14 protein-coding genes are annotated in these 17312 nt (G+C 72.7%); 7 read left to right on the top strand and 7 right to left on the bottom strand.

Annotated elements, in window-relative coordinates; all coding sequences use genetic code 11:
- Positions 1 to 9: 9 nt before the first annotated feature.
- Positions 10 to 1023 carry a DUF4192 domain-containing protein gene (locus F0U47_RS02355; RefSeq protein WP_149748687.1) on the bottom strand — a complete coding sequence of 338 codons (1014 nt, stop codon included), beginning with the start codon at positions 1021 to 1023 and terminating at the stop codon, positions 10 to 12.
- Positions 1024 to 1139: 116 nt separating this feature from the next.
- Here F0U47_RS02355 and F0U47_RS02350 point away from each other — a divergent pair, with 116 nt between their 5' ends.
- The 3 genes from F0U47_RS02350 to F0U47_RS02340 all read left to right on the top strand — a co-directional run bounded on the left by F0U47_RS02350 (position 1140) and on the right by F0U47_RS02340 (position 6367).
- Positions 1140 to 2498, top strand: coding sequence for a DNA polymerase IV (locus tag F0U47_RS02350; RefSeq protein WP_149748686.1), 1359 nt, complete (start codon positions 1140 to 1142; stop codon positions 2496 to 2498).
- A 498-nt stretch (positions 2499 to 2996) separates the two neighbouring features.
- Complete coding sequence (locus tag F0U47_RS02345) at positions 2997 to 5210, top strand: S9 family peptidase (protein ID WP_149748685.1); 2214 nt, start codon at positions 2997 to 2999, stop codon at positions 5208 to 5210.
- 167 nt (positions 5211 to 5377) lie between these two features.
- Positions 5378 to 6367 (top strand): sigma-70 family RNA polymerase sigma factor, encoded by a 990-nt coding sequence (locus F0U47_RS02340; protein ID WP_149748684.1) that lies wholly within the window; start codon positions 5378 to 5380, stop codon positions 6365 to 6367.
- On the opposite strand, the gene coaE is transcribed toward F0U47_RS02340, so the two are convergent.
- Positions 6364 to 6960, bottom strand: coding sequence for a dephospho-CoA kinase (gene coaE, locus F0U47_RS02335; RefSeq protein WP_149748683.1), 597 nt, complete (start codon positions 6958 to 6960; stop codon positions 6364 to 6366). The two genes, F0U47_RS02340 and coaE, sit on opposite strands and share 4 nt — an antisense overlap.
- A gap of 22 nt (positions 6961 to 6982) precedes the next feature.
- Between coaE and F0U47_RS02330 the strand changes: the two genes are divergently transcribed.
- Positions 6983 to 8236 (top strand): class I adenylate-forming enzyme family protein, encoded by a 1254-nt coding sequence (locus F0U47_RS02330; RefSeq protein WP_246159383.1) that lies wholly within the window; start codon positions 6983 to 6985, stop codon positions 8234 to 8236.
- On the opposite strand, the gene F0U47_RS02325 is transcribed toward F0U47_RS02330, so the two are convergent.
- From F0U47_RS02325 to rpsA, 3 genes are all read right to left on the bottom strand, one after another.
- The gene (locus tag F0U47_RS02325; protein ID WP_149748681.1) at positions 8196 to 9512 is read right to left on the bottom strand and encodes a GDSL-type esterase/lipase family protein; all 1317 of its coding nucleotides are present in this window, start codon (positions 9510 to 9512) and stop codon (positions 8196 to 8198) included. The two genes, F0U47_RS02330 and F0U47_RS02325, sit on opposite strands and share 41 nt — an antisense overlap.
- Before the next feature lie 58 nt (positions 9513 to 9570).
- The gene (locus tag F0U47_RS02320; protein WP_149748680.1) at positions 9571 to 10536 is read right to left on the bottom strand and encodes a helix-turn-helix domain-containing protein; all 966 of its coding nucleotides are present in this window, start codon (positions 10534 to 10536) and stop codon (positions 9571 to 9573) included.
- Between the two features lie 315 nt (positions 10537 to 10851).
- Positions 10852 to 12339 carry a 30S ribosomal protein S1 gene (rpsA, locus tag F0U47_RS02315; RefSeq protein WP_149748679.1) on the bottom strand — a complete coding sequence of 496 codons (1488 nt, stop codon included), beginning with the start codon at positions 12337 to 12339 and terminating at the stop codon, positions 10852 to 10854.
- Between the two features lie 138 nt (positions 12340 to 12477).
- On the opposite strand from rpsA, the gene F0U47_RS02310 reads away from it, so the two are divergent.
- Genes F0U47_RS02310 through F0U47_RS02300 form a run of 3 tightly spaced genes read left to right on the top strand, consistent with a single transcriptional unit; the run spans position 12478 to position 15053 of the window.
- Entirely contained in the window at positions 12478 to 13323 is an 846-nt protein-coding gene (locus F0U47_RS02310; RefSeq protein WP_149748678.1) for a class I SAM-dependent methyltransferase, read from the top strand.
- A gap of 9 nt (positions 13324 to 13332) precedes the next feature.
- Complete coding sequence (locus tag F0U47_RS02305; protein WP_149748677.1) at positions 13333 to 14031, top strand: class I SAM-dependent methyltransferase; 699 nt, start codon at positions 13333 to 13335, stop codon at positions 14029 to 14031.
- The gene (locus F0U47_RS02300; RefSeq protein ID WP_149748676.1) at positions 14028 to 15053 is read left to right on the top strand and encodes a hypothetical protein; all 1026 of its coding nucleotides are present in this window, start codon (positions 14028 to 14030) and stop codon (positions 15051 to 15053) included. The genes F0U47_RS02305 and F0U47_RS02300 overlap by 4 nt, the downstream gene beginning before the upstream one ends.
- Before the next feature lie 45 nt (positions 15054 to 15098).
- On the opposite strand, the gene pgfA is transcribed toward F0U47_RS02300, so the two are convergent.
- Both pgfA and F0U47_RS02290 read right to left on the bottom strand, forming a co-directional pair.
- Positions 15099 to 16073: a cell envelope lipid trafficking protein PgfA gene (pgfA, locus tag F0U47_RS02295; RefSeq protein ID WP_188111131.1), complete on the bottom strand. Its 975-nt coding sequence runs from the start codon at positions 16071 to 16073 to the stop codon at positions 15099 to 15101.
- Complete coding sequence (locus F0U47_RS02290) at positions 16061 to 17299, bottom strand: glycosyltransferase family 4 protein (RefSeq protein WP_188111130.1); 1239 nt, start codon at positions 17297 to 17299, stop codon at positions 16061 to 16063. Before F0U47_RS02290 ends, pgfA begins: the two co-directional genes overlap by 13 nt.
- Between the last annotated feature and the right edge of the window lie 13 nt (positions 17300 to 17312).

Below are 17312 nucleotides of genomic sequence, written 5' to 3'. Positions count from 1 at the left end.
GGGCCGGGGTCACGCTGGCAAGCCCTCGTCCCACGCGGCGGGGCAGGTGACCGAGTCGGGTGCGAGCGCCTGCTCGAGGCACCGGGCGAGGATCGCAGCCAGGCCGTAGGCGGGTTCGACCTCGCGGCACCGGTCGACGGCGATCCACGCCAACGCCCCGTTGCCGGCCTGCCACGCGGACCAGCCCAGGAGCGCAGCAGGCGCCGCGACGAGCCGGTCGGGCACCCGGCGGGCCACGTCGAGCCAGAGCTCCTGGTGGGGCCGGGCACCGGGCCGGGAGATCAGCTCCCAGGCCGCGTCGCGGACCCGCAGGTCCTGCACCGCCCAGGCGAGCCGCGCGACGTCGTCGTCGGACAGCCGGCTGCGGCTGGCGACGTGGCGGGCGACCAGCCCGCGCACCCACTCGCCCCAGCGCCGCCGGTCCGCACCGGTGGCCGGCGGGTCCCGGTCGACCAGTCCCGCCCCGGAAAGCGCCGCCTCGACGCCCTGCTGAGCGGTCTCGTCCGGCACCACGGAGGCCACGAGCGCCTCCCGGTCCCGCTCGACGACCAGGCCGTGGAGGACCGCCTCCGCCTGGAACGGGTGTGCGGAGACGTCGTAGGCGACGCCGACCTCGCGCAACCGCGCCCCCGCGAGCAGCGGGTAGTAGCGACGACCGTCGACCCGCAGGGCGTCCTGGACGTGGATGCCGGCCCGGTCGGTGCCGTGCCGCAGGGCCGACCACACCCGCCGCACCGTCACCTCGTCCTCGCTGAAGAAGACGAACGCCAGGCCGCGGACGCGGTGGCGCCGGGCGGGCGCGAGCAGCATCTCGGCCACCTCGCCGGCGACGTCGCGCCCCGCCGACCGGGGCGGCAGGTCGAGCCGGGCGTGGAACGGCCGCTCCCCGTCGCTGGCGAGCATGACGACGGAGTCGGCCGGGTGGAAGCCGATCACCACGGGCGCGAGGGCGATCAGGTCGTCAGGCGAGCGCACCCGGAAGGTCGGCGTCGGGTCGGGGACGGCGGCAGGCATCGAGGTCATGAGCGCCACCCTCGCGGGGAGCGGCGACGACGGCCCGCCGTCCGCCGCCGGGCTGTGGAGAGCCCGGACCGGAGGAGCGTCTGTGGACGACAGGTGGCCCGTCGTACGGTTCACCCGTGCGCGCGCAGGCCTCGGTCCTCCACCTGGACCTCGACGCCTTCTTCGCGGCCGTCGAGCAGCGCGACAAGCCCTCCCTGCGCGGCAAGCCCGTCATCGTCGGCGGCGTGGGCAACCGCGGCGTGGTGTCGACGGCGTCCTACGAGGCGCGGGTGTACGGCGTCCGCTCGGCGATGTCGACGCGGGAGGCCCGGGCCCGGTGTCCTCATGCCGCCTACCTCTCCGGACGGTTCGAGGCCTACCGCGCGACCAGCGCGGCGGTCATGCGTCTGCTCCGGTCGCGGTCGCCGCTCGTGGAGCCGCTGTCGCTCGACGAGGCGTTCGTCGACCTGGCCCGCGCCGACCTGCCCGATCTCGAGGTCGCGACCGTGACCCGCTTCGCCGAGGACCTGCGGCGGGAGGTCGTCGAGGTGACCGGCGGCCTCACCGCGTCGGTGGGGATCGCCAGCTCGAAGTTCGTCGCCAAGGTGGCCAGCGACCTCGACAAGCCGGACGGCCTGGTGGTCGTCGCGCCCGGAACCGAGCTCGACCTGCTGCGGCCGATGCACGTCTCGGTCATCCCCGGGGTCGGCCCGGCGACCGTCGACCGGCTGCGGCGGGCGGGTGTGCACACCATCGCCGACCTCCAGCAGCTCAGCGAGGACGAGCTGGTCCGCATGCTCGGTCGGGCTCACGGCCACGGCCTCCACCAGCTCGCGTACGCACGCGACGACCGGCAGGTCGAGGCGGACCGGGAGGCCAAGTCGGTCAGTGTCGAGGGCACCTACGAGCACGACCTCACCGACCGCCGGCTGATGGAGCAGCTGCTGACCCGGCAGGCCGGGGACGTCGCCCGGCGGCTGCGGAAGAACGGCCTGTCCGGCCGCACGGTCACCATCAAGGTCCGGCTCTACGACTTCACCACGCTCAACCGGTCGACCACGCTGCCGTCCCCCACCGACGACGAGGCGCTCATCGCCCGGATGGCCCGGCGTCTGCTCGAGGACCTCGACACCTCCGGCGGCGTCCGACTGCTCGGCGTCGGCGTGTCCGGGCTCGCCGACTGGGTCCAGGACGAGCTGTTCGGCACCGGCGACGAGGACGACGCCGGTCCCGACGAGCCCGGCCAGCCGGGGACCGACGCGCCAGCCGCGCCGTACGCCGCCGCTCCCGTCCCTCCCGACCCCACCGGCGGCTACCGGCCGGGCATGGACGTGGTCCACGAGGAGCACGGCCGGGGCTGGGTCTGGGGCGCGGGCAAGGGCGTCGTCACGGTCCGCTTCGAGACGGCCGAGACACCGCCCGGGCCGGTGCGCACCTTCGCCATCGACGACGCTGCGCTCACCCGCTGGCAGGCGCCAGCGCCCGAGAGCGAGTGAGCAGGAGTTCACGCGGTCGTCACGAACCGCTCGTTGCCGGGTGACGTCAGGCGGGCCACCATGGACCCATCGCCCGGGGCGACACGCTCGCACCGGCGCGGTGGCGCAAAAAGGGTGAGGGCCTCTTGATGGTATGAGCATCAGGAGGCCCTCGGCTTGACCGGCTTCGGTGGCTCCGGTCGAGCCGGACCTCCACCCTCTCCGTCAGGCCCCACCGGGGCCGACGCCTACAGGTTGCCCCGCAGGAAAGAGAGGACTTCCGTCCGACTCCCCGATCCTTCTCGCCTGGCCCGGAGGCCCTGCGATCCGTCTCGGTAGGGAGAGTTCTACGCTGCGCCGGAACCCCGGCACAAGGGTTTCTGGCGAAGATTTCCGACATTCTTCGAGTCCCACAGGCTCCTCCACAGCAAGACCGCTCCCGTCCACAGGTACGCCGCGAACTCCACAGGGAATCCACCAGTGCCTGTGGATCCACAGCCGCCGGATACGGTGGCCGACGTGCCTGCACCCCACCTCGACACCCGCCTCGACGCAGCGCCTCCGGCCGCCGTCCGCCGGCCGGTCACGACCACGCACCACGGCCGCACCCGCACCGACGACTACGAGTGGCTCCGGGCCAAGGACGACCCGGCGGTGATCGCCCACCTCGAGGCCGAGAACGACTACACGCAGGCCCGCACCGCCCACCTCGCCGACCTGCGCGAGCAGATCTTCGACGAGATCAAGTCGCGCACGCTCGAGACCGACCTGTCGGTGCCGACCCGGGTCCGCGGCTACTGGTACTACGGGCGCTCCTTCGAGGGTCGCCAGTACGGCGCCAGCTGCCGGGTGCCGGTCGCGGACCCGACCAGCTGGGTGCCGCCGCGCCCGGCGGAGGCCGCCAGGCCGGACGAGCCGGCGCTCCCGGGCGAGGAGGTCCTGCTGGACCTGGACGGCCTCGCCGGAGACCACGACTTCTTCTCCCTCGGCGGGTCCTCGATCAGCCCCGACGACCGGCTGCTGGCCTACGCGACCGACGTGGTGGGCGACGAGCGCTACACCGTGCGGGTCAAGGACCTGGCGAGCGGCGAGCTGCTGCCCGACGAGCTCAGCGGCGTCCTCGGCGGCGTCACCTGGGGCGCGACCCCCGACCACTTCTACTACTCGACCATCGACGACACCTGGCGCGCCGACAAGGTGTGGCGGCACCGGCTCGGCACCGACCAGGCCGCCGACGAGCTGATGTTCCATGAGCCCGACGGCCGGTTCTGGGTCGGCGTCGGGCGGACCCGCAGCCGGCGCTACGTGGTGATCGCGACGTCGGCCAAGAACACCTCGGAGTACTACGTCCTCGACGCGGCCGACCGGGCGGCGGAGCCGTGGTGCTTCGCCGAGCGCGAGGAGGGCGTGGAGTACTCCCTCGAGCATGCCGTGATCGCCGGGGAGGACACCTTCCTGGTGCTCCACAACGCCAGCGGCCCGGAGTTCGAGCTGGCGACCGCTCCCCCGCGGCCGACCCGGCGCGCGGACTGGGCGCCGCTGCTGGCACACGACCCCGCCGTACGGCTCGAGGACGTCGACGCGTTCGCGACCCACCTGGTCGTCCAGCAGCGCAGCGGCGGCCTGCCCCGCGTCCGGGTGCTCGACCTCGGGCCGGACGGAGTGGCCGACGACTGGCTCGTCGAGTTCCCCGGGGAGCTGGCGACCAGTGGCGCCGGCGCCAACCCGTCCTTCGACCAGCCGACGATCCGGGTCGGCATGACGAGCATGGTGGAGCCGTCGTCGGTCTACGACGTGGACGTGAGGACCCGGGAGCGCACCCTGCTCAAGCAGGCGCCCGTGCTCGGGGGATACGACCCCGATGCCTACGAGGAGCACCGGCTCTGGGCGACCGCCCCCGACGGCGCCCGCGTCCCGATCTCCCTCGTCGTCCGCAAGGACGCCCGCGACCCCGACGGCGCCGGCGACACCCGGCCGGTCCCCCTGCTGCTCTACGGCTACGGCGCCTACGAGGCCTCGATCGACCCCTACTTCTCCGTCGGCCGGCTCTCGCTGCTCGACCGCGGCGCGGCGTTCGCGATCGCGCACGTGCGCGGCGGCGGCGAGCTCGGCCGGCACTGGTACGACGACGGCAAGCTCGAGCACAAGCAGCACACGTTCGACGACTTCATCGCCTGCGCCCGGCACCTGGTGGCGACCGGCTGGACGACGGCGGACCGGCTGGTCGCCGAGGGCGCGAGCGCGGGCGGGCTGCTGGTCGGTGCGGTCGCCAACCAGGCGCCCGACGACTTCGGCGGGATCGTGGCCGGCGTGCCGTTCGTCGACACCCTCACCTCGATGCTCGACGCGAGCCTGCCCCTGACGGTCACCGAGTACGACGAGTGGGGCAACCCCGAGGACGACCCGGCAGCCTACGACCTGATCGCGTCGTACGCGCCGTACGAGAACGTCGCCGACCTGCCCTACCCGCCGATCCTCGCCGAGACGTCCCTCAACGACACCCGGGTGCTGTACGTCGAGCCGGCGAAATGGGTCGCGCGCCTGCGCGCCACCGCGCCGGCGGCCGACGTCCTCCTCCGCACCGAGATGGCAGCTGGCCACGGGGGCGTCTCCGGTCGCTACCGCGCCTGGCGTGACCGGGCTTTCACCCTCGCCTGGATCCTCGACCGGATGGGCCTCGCAGGCGTGGGTATCCCTCCTGCAGCCCAGGGCGGATCGACTGTCGCTGACTGAGAAGTCCCTGAGAGTTGCCACGCGCCGCAACTCTGAGGCCCGCTGGGACGTCTGAGCAGTCGAGAGCACTTCTCCGGAGCGACCCACCAGGGAACACCGCGCCGTGGCAGTGCGTTGGAGACGAAGTACCGGCACCCGGTGGGGTCGGTACGCGAAGGAGGGTCGCGATGGCTGCAACAGTGGTGACCAGGAGCTCGGGGACGCAGAGCCGACCCCGCCCGTCGACCGGCCGTGAGATCGAGGGCCGCGACAGCGTCGGGCTGTACCTGGACGAGATCGCTCGCACCCCCCTGCTCGACGCTGCCCGAGAGGTCGAGCTCGCCAAGACCATCGAGGCCGGTCTCTACGCCCAGCACCTGCTCGACGAGGGCCGGGTCGCCCGGGCCAAGGGCGGCGCGCCCAAGCGCGCGACCCGCGAGGAGCTCGAGTGGCTGGCCGAGGAGGGCCGGAAGGCGACGACCGAGTTCATCAACGCCAACCTCCGGCTGGTCGTCTCGATCGCCCGGAAGTACGGTCGGGCGCAGATGCCGATGCTCGACCTCATCCAGGAGGGCAACACCGGCCTGATCCGCGCCGTCGAGAAGTTCGACTACGCCAAGGGCTACAAGTTCTCCACCTACGCCACCTGGTGGGTGCGCCAGGCGATCACCCGCGGGATCGCGCAGCAGGCCCGCGTCGTACGCCTGCCCGTGCACGTCGTCGAGGAGCTCAACCAGGTCGGCGGTGCCCGCCGGACCCTCGAGCGCCAGCTCGGCCGCGAGCCCGACCCCAAGGAGATCGCCGACGAGCTCGGCATGGACCTGGAGCGGGTGCTGGACCTGATGTCGTGGGGCCGCGAGCACGTCAGCCTCGACACCCCCGTCGACGAGGACGGCGACACGTCGCTCGGCGACCTGATGGCGCAGGAGACGTCCCCGGGGCCGGACCTCACGGTGCTCGACACCGAGTCGCGCGACCGGCTCAACAGCCTCGTCAACCAGCTCGACGAGCGGGCCGCCGACATCATCCGGTCGCGCTACGGCCTGGTGGACGGCCGCCAGCACAAGCTGGCCGACATCGGCGCCAAGCACGGCATCTCCGCCGAGCGGGTGCGGCAGCTGGAGCGCGAGGCGCTCCAGAAGCTGCGCCGCCTGGGCGACCCGGACCTGGCTGCCTAGCTCTCAGCCCGCGACCGCAGCTCCTCGGCGACCTCCGTCACCCTTTGACGGAGGTCGTCGAGCGTCCCGGTGTTGTCGATGACGTACGTCGCGATGGCCAGCCGGTCCTCCCGGCCGGCCTGAGCGGCGATCCGCGCCTCGGCCTCCTCCCGGGTCCAGCCGCGGTCGCGCACCATCCGCTCGACCTGGACCTCCGGCGGCACGTCGACCACGATCACGGCGTCGAAGGTGGCGGCGCGGCCGGACTCCGCCAGCAGCGGGATGTCGTGGACGACCAGGTCGTCCTCGGTCGCGGCCTCCTCGAGCGCGACGATCCGCTCGAAGACCAGCGGGTGCACGATGCTCTCGAGGACCCGCCGCTGCGGCTCGTCGGCGAAGACGATCGCCCCCACCTTGGCGCGATCCATCTCGCCGTCGACGGTCAGGATCTCCGGCCCGAAGGCCTCGACGACCCGCTCCAGGCCCGGTGAGCCCTTCTCGACCACCTCGCGCGCCAGCAGGTCGGCGTCGATGACCACCGCGCCCAGCTCGCGGAGGATCCCGGAGACCGTGCTCTTCCCCGAGGCGACTCCCCCCGTCAGTCCGATGCGCACACCCGGACCCTACTGTGACCCCGTGGAGAAGCGCGTTCCGACCGAGGGCGACCGGGTGGCGCTGCTCGTGCCCGGCTCCCACGCCTACCTCGACGCCGTGCTCCGCCTGCTGACCGCCGGGGTCTTCCCGATCCCCCTCGATCCGCGGCTCACCACCGCCGAGCGCGAGCGGATCCTGGCGGGCCTGGACCCGACGCTGGTGGTCGACACCGAGGACGACCTCGCGGCTCTCGCCGCGGCCCTTCCCGCGCCGGGGCTCCCCCGTGGCCGGCCGATGCACTGCACGAGCGGCACGACGGGCACCCCGAAGGGCGTGTACTCCGGCCTGCTCGACGAGGCCTCGGCGGAGGCGCTCGTCGCCGAGGAGCGCGAGCTCTGGGACTTCCGGCCCGACGACGTCAACCTGGTGCTGAGCCCGCTCTACCACTCGGCGCCGCTGCGGTTCGCGACCGGAACGGTCCTCGCCGGGGGCCGGGTGGTGATCCCCGGACCGTTCGACCCGGCCGCCGTCACCGCGGCGATCACCGCAGAGCGCCCGACGAGCATGTTCTGCGTCCCCACCCACCTGCAGCGGCTCTTCGCCCACTGGGACGACGTGGGCGTCCCCGACCTCTCGTCCTTCCGTCTGGTGGCGCACGCCGGCGCGCCCTGCCCGAACGACGTGAAGCGACTGCTGATCGAGCTGTTCCCACCGAGCTCCACCTGGGAGTTCTACGGCTCCACCGAGGGACAGTTCACCGCGTGCCGGAGCGAGGAGTGGCTCGAGCGACCGGGCACCGTGGGCCGCGCCCGGCCGGGACGCCTGATGACCGCCGACCCCGACGGGACGCTGTGGTGCGTCGTGCCCGAGCACGCGCGGTTCACCTACTACGGCGATCCGGAGAAGACCGCCGCGGCGTGGCGGGAGACGCCCGAGGGGCCGGCGTTCACCGTCGGCGACCACGGTCGGATCGACGCCGACGGCTACGTCTACCTCGACGGCCGGCGGGAGGATCTCATCATCAGCGGCGGGGTCAACGTCTACCCCGCCGAGGTGGAGCAGGTGCTCGGTGCGTGCCCCGGTGTCACCGACATCGCCGTGTACGGCGTCCCGGACCCGGCCTGGGGACAACGGGTCTGCGCCGCGGTGGTGGGCGAGGTCGACGAGGCCGACCTGGCGTCGTACGCCCGCAGCCACCTGGCGCCACCGAAGCGCCCGAAGACCTACGACTTCCGCGACGACCTGCCCCGCACGCTCACCGGCAAGGTCCGCCGGACGGAGCTCGCCGGACCGTGATGCGCGCCGCCTCCCCACGGACGTCGAGGTGCCACGCGGTCACCCGGAACCGCCAGGCGTGCGCGGCGGGCAGGCGCTCTGCGGCGAAGCGGGGTCGGCGGACCCAGCCGAGGGCGGACCAGCCCGCGGCGGTCTGACGCGCGACCCGGTAGCGGGTGGCGAACGCAGGCTCCCGCCAGGTCAGCACAGCGCATCGGCGCCCTGCCGTCGCGCGCAGCCCGGCGGGCGCCGCCGGCGGGCGGAACGGCACCGCCTCGACCACGTTGGAGTAAACCGCCCCCTCGGGCTCGTCGTCGCCCTTCACCGGCTGCAGCCGGTACTGGTAGCGGTGGCCGTTGGTGAGGTAGAAGCCGGTCCACGACTGACCGGTCACGCGGAACGGCAGGCGGCGCCAAGGCTCGCTGCTGCTGGCGTCCCTCGTCCAGACGTACTGCGCCGTTGCCCCGGACGGTCCGGCCCAGGCGAGGGTCACGTAGCCGTCGCCCGCGACGGCAGCGACCTCGGCCCCGGTGCGCGGTCCGACGGGTACGTCGGGCAGCGGACGCGCGGCCGGAGGACCGACGCCGATCCCCGAGAGGGTGTCGGCGACCGCAGCCGCGATCTTGACCTCGCCCTGCGCGTTCGGGTGCGAGGTGTCCCAGGTGTCCGCGTCGCGGTCGTAGCCCGCGGCGGTCCGGGCCACGACGACACGGCCGGTCGGAGTGTCGGCAGCGGCGGCCACGTCGTGGAGGAGGCCGTTGAAGCCGACGACGCCGGGGAACCAGGTCTGGGTGGCCTCGGCGAGCACGACGTCGACCTCCGGGTCGACCGCGTGCACCTCCTCGACGAGGTCGGCGGTGCGTCCGGCGACCGTCTCCGCAGAGGCGCCGTAGAGCAGGTCGTTGACGCCGAGCATCTCCACCACCACGTCCGGACGGTGCTCCTCGACCAGTCGACCCGCGGGGACGTCGGGCACGAGGGCCTGCATCCCCCAGCGGGCGGCGTGATCCTGGTCGAAGGCGGGGTCGGCGTAGTCCGTCGACCCGGGCTGGTCGGTGACGTTGTTCCACAGGTCCTGCCGCGGGCCCACGAAGTCGACCGCGACGCCGGCCGCGGCGAAGTGCCGCCCCAACCGGTAGCGCCAGGTCCAGTCACCGGCCGACCCCTGGGTGACCGAGTCTCCGATCAGCAGGATCCGCACCGGCTCCGGGGGCTCCGAAAGCACGGCGTCTGCCGCCGGCACCGGCATCGAGCCGGCGACCAGCAGCATGCCGGCGAGTCCCAGTGCCGCGCGCATTCGTGTTCCCTCCCCGCGCAAGGCTAGGCGGCCGGGGCGGGTCCTGCTGCAATTCGGGTCAGGCAGTCGCCTCGGCCGGGGCGGGGCAGAACGTCCGGCGGTACTGCTGGGGGCTGACGCCCCGGATCCGCTGGAAGTGGTGCCGCAGGGCGGCCGCGTTGCCGAAGCCCACCTGGCTCGCGATCCACTCGACCGGCTGCTCGGTGGTCTCGAGGAGCTCCTCCGCGGCCGCGACGCGCTGCGTCGTGACCCAGCTGTGCGGCGTGGTGCCGGTCTCGTCGCGGAACCGGCGGGCGAACGTGCGCGCCGACATGTGGGCGCGACGGGCCAGCGACTCGACGCTGTGGTCCTCGCCGAGGTTCTCGACGATCCAGGTCAGCAGCGGCCCGAGGGTGTCGACGTCGCAGTCCGGCACCGCGCGGGCGATGAACTGCGCCTGCCCGCCGTCGCGGTGCGGAGGTACGACGGCGCGCCGCGCCACGATGTTGGCGACCGCTGCGCCGTACTCCTGCCGCCAGATGTGCAGGCAGGCGTCCAGCCCGGCAGCGGTGCCGGCGCTGGTGACGATCTGGCCGGCGTCGACGTAGAGCACCTCGGGGACGACCTTGGCCAGCGGGAACCGGCGCTGCAGCTCCTGGGTGTAGAGCCAGTGCGTCGTGCACTCCCGCCCGTCGAGCAGCCCGGCGGCGCCCAGCGTGAAGGCGCCGCTGCAGACCGAGAGGATCCGAGCCCCACGGTCATAGGCGTCTCGGATCACCTGCAGCACCGACTCCGGGGGGATGCCGCCCCGCGGGATGGCCGGCACCGCGACCAGGTCCGCCTCGGCGACCCGGTCGAGGCCGTGGGCGGCCTGGATGGAGAACCCCATGGAGGTCTGCATCGGGCGGTCGTCCTCGGCGCACACTGCGAAGTCGATCGCCGGGACTCCTTGGGCGGTGCGGTCGATCCCGAAGCCCTCGCACAGCACGCCGAGCTCGAACGGGGCGAGGCCCTCGAACGCCAGCACGGCCACATTCGTCAGCATGCGCACAACTCTGACAGCCGCATGGCAGAAAATCAACGTACTCCGGCAATTCTGCCACTGGTGGCAGAATTGCAATGAGAGCAGACTTTCTGCCATGACTACCGCACTCGCCCTTCTGCTCCTGATCACCGCGCTGCTCATGCTCGGCCGCTGGGCACGCCACGACGTCCTGGCCACCCACGGCCGGGCCGCCTGGTTCGACTGAACCCTCCCCGTCCACCCGAAAAAAGACCGAAGGCCCGGTCACCGTGAGGTGACCGGGCCTTCGCAGCGTTGCTGCGCTAGCCGTCCTTCGAGCCGCTCGCCGGAGCGGGCTCAGGCACCGCCGCCCGTGAGCTTCTCGCGGAGCGCCTGCAGCGCCTCGTCCGAGGCGAGCGAACCGCCGGTCTCCTCGACCGGGCTGGCGTCGCCGCCGGAGGAGTACGACGTCCCCTCACCGGCCTCGATCTCGGCCTGCTTGGCCTCGGCCTGCTGCTTGACGTGCGCCTCCCAGCGGGCGTGCGCCTTGGCGTACTGGTCCTCCCAGACCGCACGCTGCTCCTCGTAGCCCTCGAGCCACTCGCCGGTCTCGGGGTCGAAGCCCTCGGGGTAGACGTAGTTGCCCTGGTCGTCGTAGGTCGCCGGCATGCCGTAGAGCGTCGGGTCGAACTCCTCGACGTCCGAGGCGGCGGGGTTCTCGTTCGCCTGCTTCAGCGAGAGCGAGATCCGGCGACGCTCGAGGTCGATGTCGATGATCTTGACCATGACGTCGTCGTTGACCTGGACGACCTGCTCCGGGATCTCCACGTGGCGCTCGGCCAGCTCGGAGATGTGGACCAGGCCCTCGATGCCCTCCTCGACCCGGACGAACGAGCCGAAGGGCACCAGCTTGGTGACCTTTCCGGGCACGATCTGACCGATCTGGTGGGTGCGGGCGAAGTGCTGCCAGGGGTCCTCCTGCGTCGCCTTGAGCGACAGCGAGACCCGCTCGCGGTCCATGTCGACGTCGAGCACCTCGACGGTGACCTCGTCACCGACGGCGACGACCTCGGACGGGTGGTCGATGTGCTTCCAGGACAGCTCGGAGACGTGCACGAGGCCGTCCACGCCGCCCAGGTCGACGAACGCACCGAAGTTGACGATCGACGAGACGACGCCCTTGCGGATCTGACCCTTCTGGAGCTGGGTGAGGAAGCCGTGGCGGACCTCGGACTGCGTCTGCTCGAGCCAGGCACGGCGCGACAGGACCACGTTGTTGCGGTTCTTGTCGAGCTCGATGATCTTGGCCTCGAGGGTCTGACCGACGTACGGCTGCAGGTCGCGGACGCGGCGCATCTCCACCAGCGAGGCCGGGAGGAAGCCGCGAAGGCCGATGTCGATGATCAGGCCGCCCTTGACGACCTCGATCACGGTGCCCTCGACGACGCCGTCGGCCTCCTTGATCTCCTCGATCGTGCCCCAGGCGCGCTCGTACTGGGCGCGCTTCTTGGACAGGATCAGACGACCCTCCTTGTCCTCCTTCTGGAGGACCAGGGCCTCGACCTTGTCGCCGACCGAGACGACCTCGGACGGGTCGACGTCGTGCTTGATGGACAGCTCACGCGAAGGGATGACGCCCTCGGTCTTGTAGCCGATGTCGAGGAGAACCTCGTCCCGGTCGACCTTCACGATGGTGCCGTCGACGATGTCGCCGTCGTTGAAGTACTTGATGGTCTGGTCGATCGCGGCCAGGAAGTCCGCCTCGGAGCCGATGTCGTTGACGGCCACCTGGGGCGCGTTGTCGTCATACTGGCTGTACAGCGGGGTCGAGAGGGTGCTCGTCATAAGTAGGGACAGTCCTTGGATGGGCAGATGTAGAGGGCATGAAACGGACACGGTCGGGTGACCGCGGACGTTCCAGAGTACGCGGGCGCGGTGCACCGAGTCCAACTGGCGGTGCGGTTCCCGGGTAGCCTCTCCCGCGTGGAGCAGCCCGGGCAACCCAGGCAGGAGCACTGGCCCCATCCTCCCGTCACCGCGCACCGGCAGGCGGTCACCGAGGAGGAGTCCCGCCGGGCCAACGGCCCCGACTGGGACAGGTACGCCGACGAGTACCAGGCGACGCACGGCGACTTCCTCGGCGACATCGGCTTCGTGTGGGGTCCGGAGGGCCTCACCGAGGCAGAGGCGGGCATCCTCGGTGAGCTCGAGGGCCGGGACGTCCTCGAGGTCGGCTCGGGCGCGGGCCAGTGCTCGCGGTGGATCCGCAGCGTCGGCGGCCGGGCCTACGGACTCGACCTCTCCGCCCGCCAGCTCCAGCACTCCTTGCGGATCGACGAAGCCACCGGCGTCGCCGTGCCGAGCGTGCGGGGCACGGCGACCGCGCTGCCGTTCGCCGACGCCACCTTCGACGTCGTCTTCTGCGCGTTCGGCGCCCTCCAGTTCGTGGCGGACATCGAGCAGGCGGTCGCCGAGACCGCGCGGGTGCTCCGGCCGGGTGGCAGGTTCGCCTTCTCGATCACACACCCGACCCGGTGGATGTTCCCCGACGACCCGACCGAGGAGGGCCTGACGGCGAGCCAGTCCTACTGGGACCGGACGCCGTACGTCGAGCTGGACGACGTCACCGGCGAGATCGCCTACGTCGAGCACCACCGCACCCTCGGCGACTGGGTCTCGCTGCTCGCCGGCGCCGGGTTCCGCCTCACCACGCTGCTCGAGCCCGAGTGGCCGGAGGAGCACGACCGGCTGTGGGGAGGCTGGTCCGCGGTCCGCGGCCGGGTGACGCCGGGCACCGCGATCTTCGGGGCCGACCTGCTCGCTGACTAGAGTCGCGGCGTGGACGACGAGGAGATCGCCAAGTCCGCGGGGCTCGAGCAGCGGCACTGGTGGTACGCCGAGCGGCGCGCGATGGTGCGCCGTACGGCGAAGCAGTGGCCGGCCGGGCGCGCGCTGGACGTCGGCTGCGCCGGCGGCGGCAACACCGCGGTGCTGCGCGACCTCGGCTGGCGGGTGACCGGGCTGGAGTACTCGCCCGCGGGCGCCGAGATCGCAGCGTCGCGCGGTCTCGACGTGGTGCGGGGCGACGCCACCGCACTGCCCTTCCCCGACGCATCGTTCGACCTGGTCATGGCGACCGACGTGTGGGAGCACATCGAGGACGACGCCGCCGTCGCGCGGGAGACGGCCCGGGTGCTGCGGCCCGGCGGTCGTGCCCTGGTCGCGGTCCCCTGCAGCATGCGGCTGTGGAGCGGCCACGACGTCGCCCTCGGGCACTTCCGCCGCTACGAGCGCGACGAGCTGACGGCCGTGGTCACGGCCGCCGGCCTGGAGGTCGTCGACGTCTGGTCCTGGAACGTGCTGCTGCGCCCGGTGGTGCGCGCGCGACGGCGCAAGCGCAGCGAGGCGGAGAGCGAGATGGAGCCCGTCAACCCGGTCCTCAACTCCGGACTGCGGACGGCCGTCGCCCTCGAGCGGGTGCTCCCGCTGCGACGGCTGCCCGGAGTCAGCCTGGTGCTGACGGCACGGAAGCCGTGACCCCCTCGGAGCGCTGGGTCGCCGACCCGTCGATCGGCTGGCGGATCCTCCTCACGGCGACACTGCCGCGTCCGCCGCAGCCCGACGTGGTCACCGTCCAGCTCGAGGCGCTCGCCACGAGCCAGGGCTGGCCGCCGCCGCCCGCGGTCAGGGCCGCGCCGTCGGTCGACGACCTGCGCCGCAGCCTGGTCGCGCCGGATCCCGCTCCCTTGCTGGTCGGGATCTGCGGCAACGACCTGGTGCTGTCGGCCCACCACGGCGCCGCCGACGGCCTCGCGCTGCTCCAGGCGCTCGAGCAGCTCGGTCTCGCAACGGTCCGCTCGACCGCCCGGGGCGTCGGCGACCGGCCGGCGGCGCACGGTGTCGTGGGCACCGTCGCCCGGCGGCTCCGCGAGGCGGCGCTCCACCCGCCCGCGACGATCACCCCGGCCCACCCGGGCGAGGGCCCGGGCGGGGGCGACGTGATGGCCGACGTCGAGGTGGAGGGCTCGTTCCGGACCGCCGCGCTCGTGCACGCGGCTGTCCGGGCCATCGAGCAGCACGAGGCCGGCCGGGGGCGGAGGGCCCACCGGGTCGCGGTCGCCGTCGGCGCATCCCGGGACCCGGAGCCGGGTGACGACTCCATCGCCGACCGGAGCGCGCTGCTCCGCCTGCTCGACGTGGAGCGCCTCGACCTGCTCGGCATCGAGCGGGCCCTGCGCGAGGCGCAGGTGGAGACACCGCCGGTCGCCGCCCGGCGGCGGCCGTGGACGCCGGCGGTCGAGCGGGCGACCACGACGGGCATGCGGATGCTCGCCCGGCGCCTGGGCTCCACCCTGCTGGTCTCGCACCTCGGCGAGGTCAGCGCGCCTCACGTCGATCGGCTCTCGTTCCACCCGGTCACCGCCGGCGGCACCGGCATCTCGCTGGGCGCCGTCGGCCACCGCGGCCGGACCGTGCTCACCCTGCGCGCCCGCGCTGCCGACTGGGACGCCGACGGCCTCGAGCGGTTGCTCGAGGCCGTCGGGGGCAGGCTGGCGTAGTCGCGCACGCCGGGCCCGCCCGCTCCCTCCTGGGAGTTCTGGGGCTCAGGCGTTGACCAGTGGTCGGTCCTTCGTCGCGTGGTCGCTGTGCTGGCCCTCCAGCCGCTTGTTGAGGGCCCGGCCGAGGGCGAGCATGACGCCACCGATCAGCAGGAGGACCACCGGGAACAGGAGCCGGGTGCCGCCGAGGAGGGTCGCCTTGGAGTCGACCTTCGCGACGTTGTCGGCGACCTGGTCGTCGGTGTACTGCACCGTCCCGACGAACACGGGCACCGCCTCGCCTTCGTGCACGAGCTCCTGCCGGCGCTCCTCGACCCGGTGGACCGGCGACCCGGTGACCGGCTCGACGTAGAACGTGCGGGTCATCGCGTAGACCAGGTCGGCCTCGACCGCGTCCTCGACGCCGAACATCGAGCCGGGGACCTCGCGGGTCTCGACCACCGTCGGCTCGATGACCTGGACGAACTTGTAGACGGGGAGACCGTCGATCTCCTCCTCGCCCTCGTAGGTCGCCGGGAACGCCTCACCGAGGGTGCCGTCCCACTGGTCGTAGTCCTTCTTCTCGGTGTTGAAGGGGAACTTGTAGACCTGGCCCTCGAACGTGGTCGGGATCCGCTCGATCTTGCCGTCGCTGTTGCGGGACTCGACGAACTGCCCGCACTCCTCGCAGTCCACCGCCTCTCCCGTCACCTCGTCGAACGGGACCCGCTCGGTCGACTTCTGGAACTCGGTGCCGTCTCCGCGAAGGACCTCGTTGAGGTTGATCCAGACCACGACGCCCTCGGGTGCGTCGGCCTCGACGTCCTCATGGGTCGCCGACGTGATCGCGAGGTCGTGGGTCTCGGGCTCGTAGGTGCTGTAGTTGATCACCTCGGCACCGGTCGCCTCGAGGTGCGTCGTGCTGTTGTAGCCGTGGGGCACCTTGGCCAGCGCGGGGTAGGCGTAGAAGCGCACGAGGGCCGCGGCGACGATGAGGAACACCCCCAGTCCGACGAGCACTGGTCCGATCAGTCGACGCATGATGTTCCTCCCATGACGGCCACGCGGTCCCGCGGGCTGAGTTGAGCGGCGTGCACGGGAGTGCTCGCCGCGAGTTCGCAGACGACGAGGTCGAGCGCCTGTCGGCGCATCCGTGACCAGTCGAATCGGTGGGCCCATTCCTGGCTGCTCTGGAACCAGCGGGCGCGGTTCATCGGCTCGGCGGCCTCCGCGAGCACCGTCCGCAGCCGGGCGGTGAGCCGGCGCCCGACCTCGTCGAGGTCGGGAGCGTCGGCCACCAGCCAGCCGCTCTCCCCGGGCCGGATGGAGTCACGTAGGCCGGGGACGTCGCGGGCGAGGGTCGGTACGCCGTGCCCGGCGGCCTCGATCACAGCCTGGCCCCAGCCCTCCGCGTCGGAGGCGCACACGTGCACCGCCGCCCGGGCGAGGAGCGCGGCCTTGGTGTCCTCGTCGACGAACCCGTGGAAGGTGACCCGGTCCTCGAGGCCGAGCGCGACCACGAGGGCCTCGAGCCGCTCCCGGTCGGGTCCCTGGCCGATGACGTCGAGGTGGAGACGCGGTCGCTCGGAACGCAGCCGGCCGACGGCCCGGACGACCAGGTCGACGCGCTTGTGGGTGACGAGGCGGCCCAGGACGGCGACGCGGTCGGGGTCCTTCGCTGCCGGGTCGCCCACGCCGACCGGCGGCAGGTCGGCGCCGTTCTCGAGGAGCCCGATGTCCCCGGACCAGCCGAGCTGGCGGCGCATCTCCTCGGCGGTCGAGGCCGAGACGGCGACCACCGTGCGGCGGCGGTAGACCAGCGGCATCGCGACCCGCTCGAGCCAGCGGCCGAACGCCGCAGCGGGCTCCTGGAAGTGGGTCGAGAACTGCTCCTGGTGGACGTGGTGCATCACCAGCACCACCGGCGTGCGGCGGCGCACGAAGAGCGGCGCGAACACCGGCAGCCCGCACGAGGGGTCGACCACCGCGTCGACCCGGCGTCGCCGCGCGAGCAGCCGGAGCGCGGTGTGGACGTAGAACGAGAGCGCGCCCCCGCGCCGGCGTACGGTCACGCCGTCGCGGACCGTCGTCGCCGCCTGTCCCGGCTCCCGGGCGGTGAGGAGCTCGACCTCCGCGCCACCCTCGACCATCGCCCGGGCGAGGTGCCAGGCGTAGATCTCCGCGCCGCCCGCGAGCGAGTGGTCGAGGTCGCGCCAGTTGACGACGACCACCCGTCGACCCCCGAGGGGCCCGGTCGTCGTCGTCATCTGCGCGCGCGTC

This window comes from Nocardioides antri (assembly GCF_008373765.1).
Classification (GTDB): domain Bacteria; phylum Actinomycetota; class Actinomycetes; order Propionibacteriales; family Nocardioidaceae; genus Nocardioides; species Nocardioides antri.
This window is presented reverse-complemented; position numbering and strand designations above follow the sequence as displayed.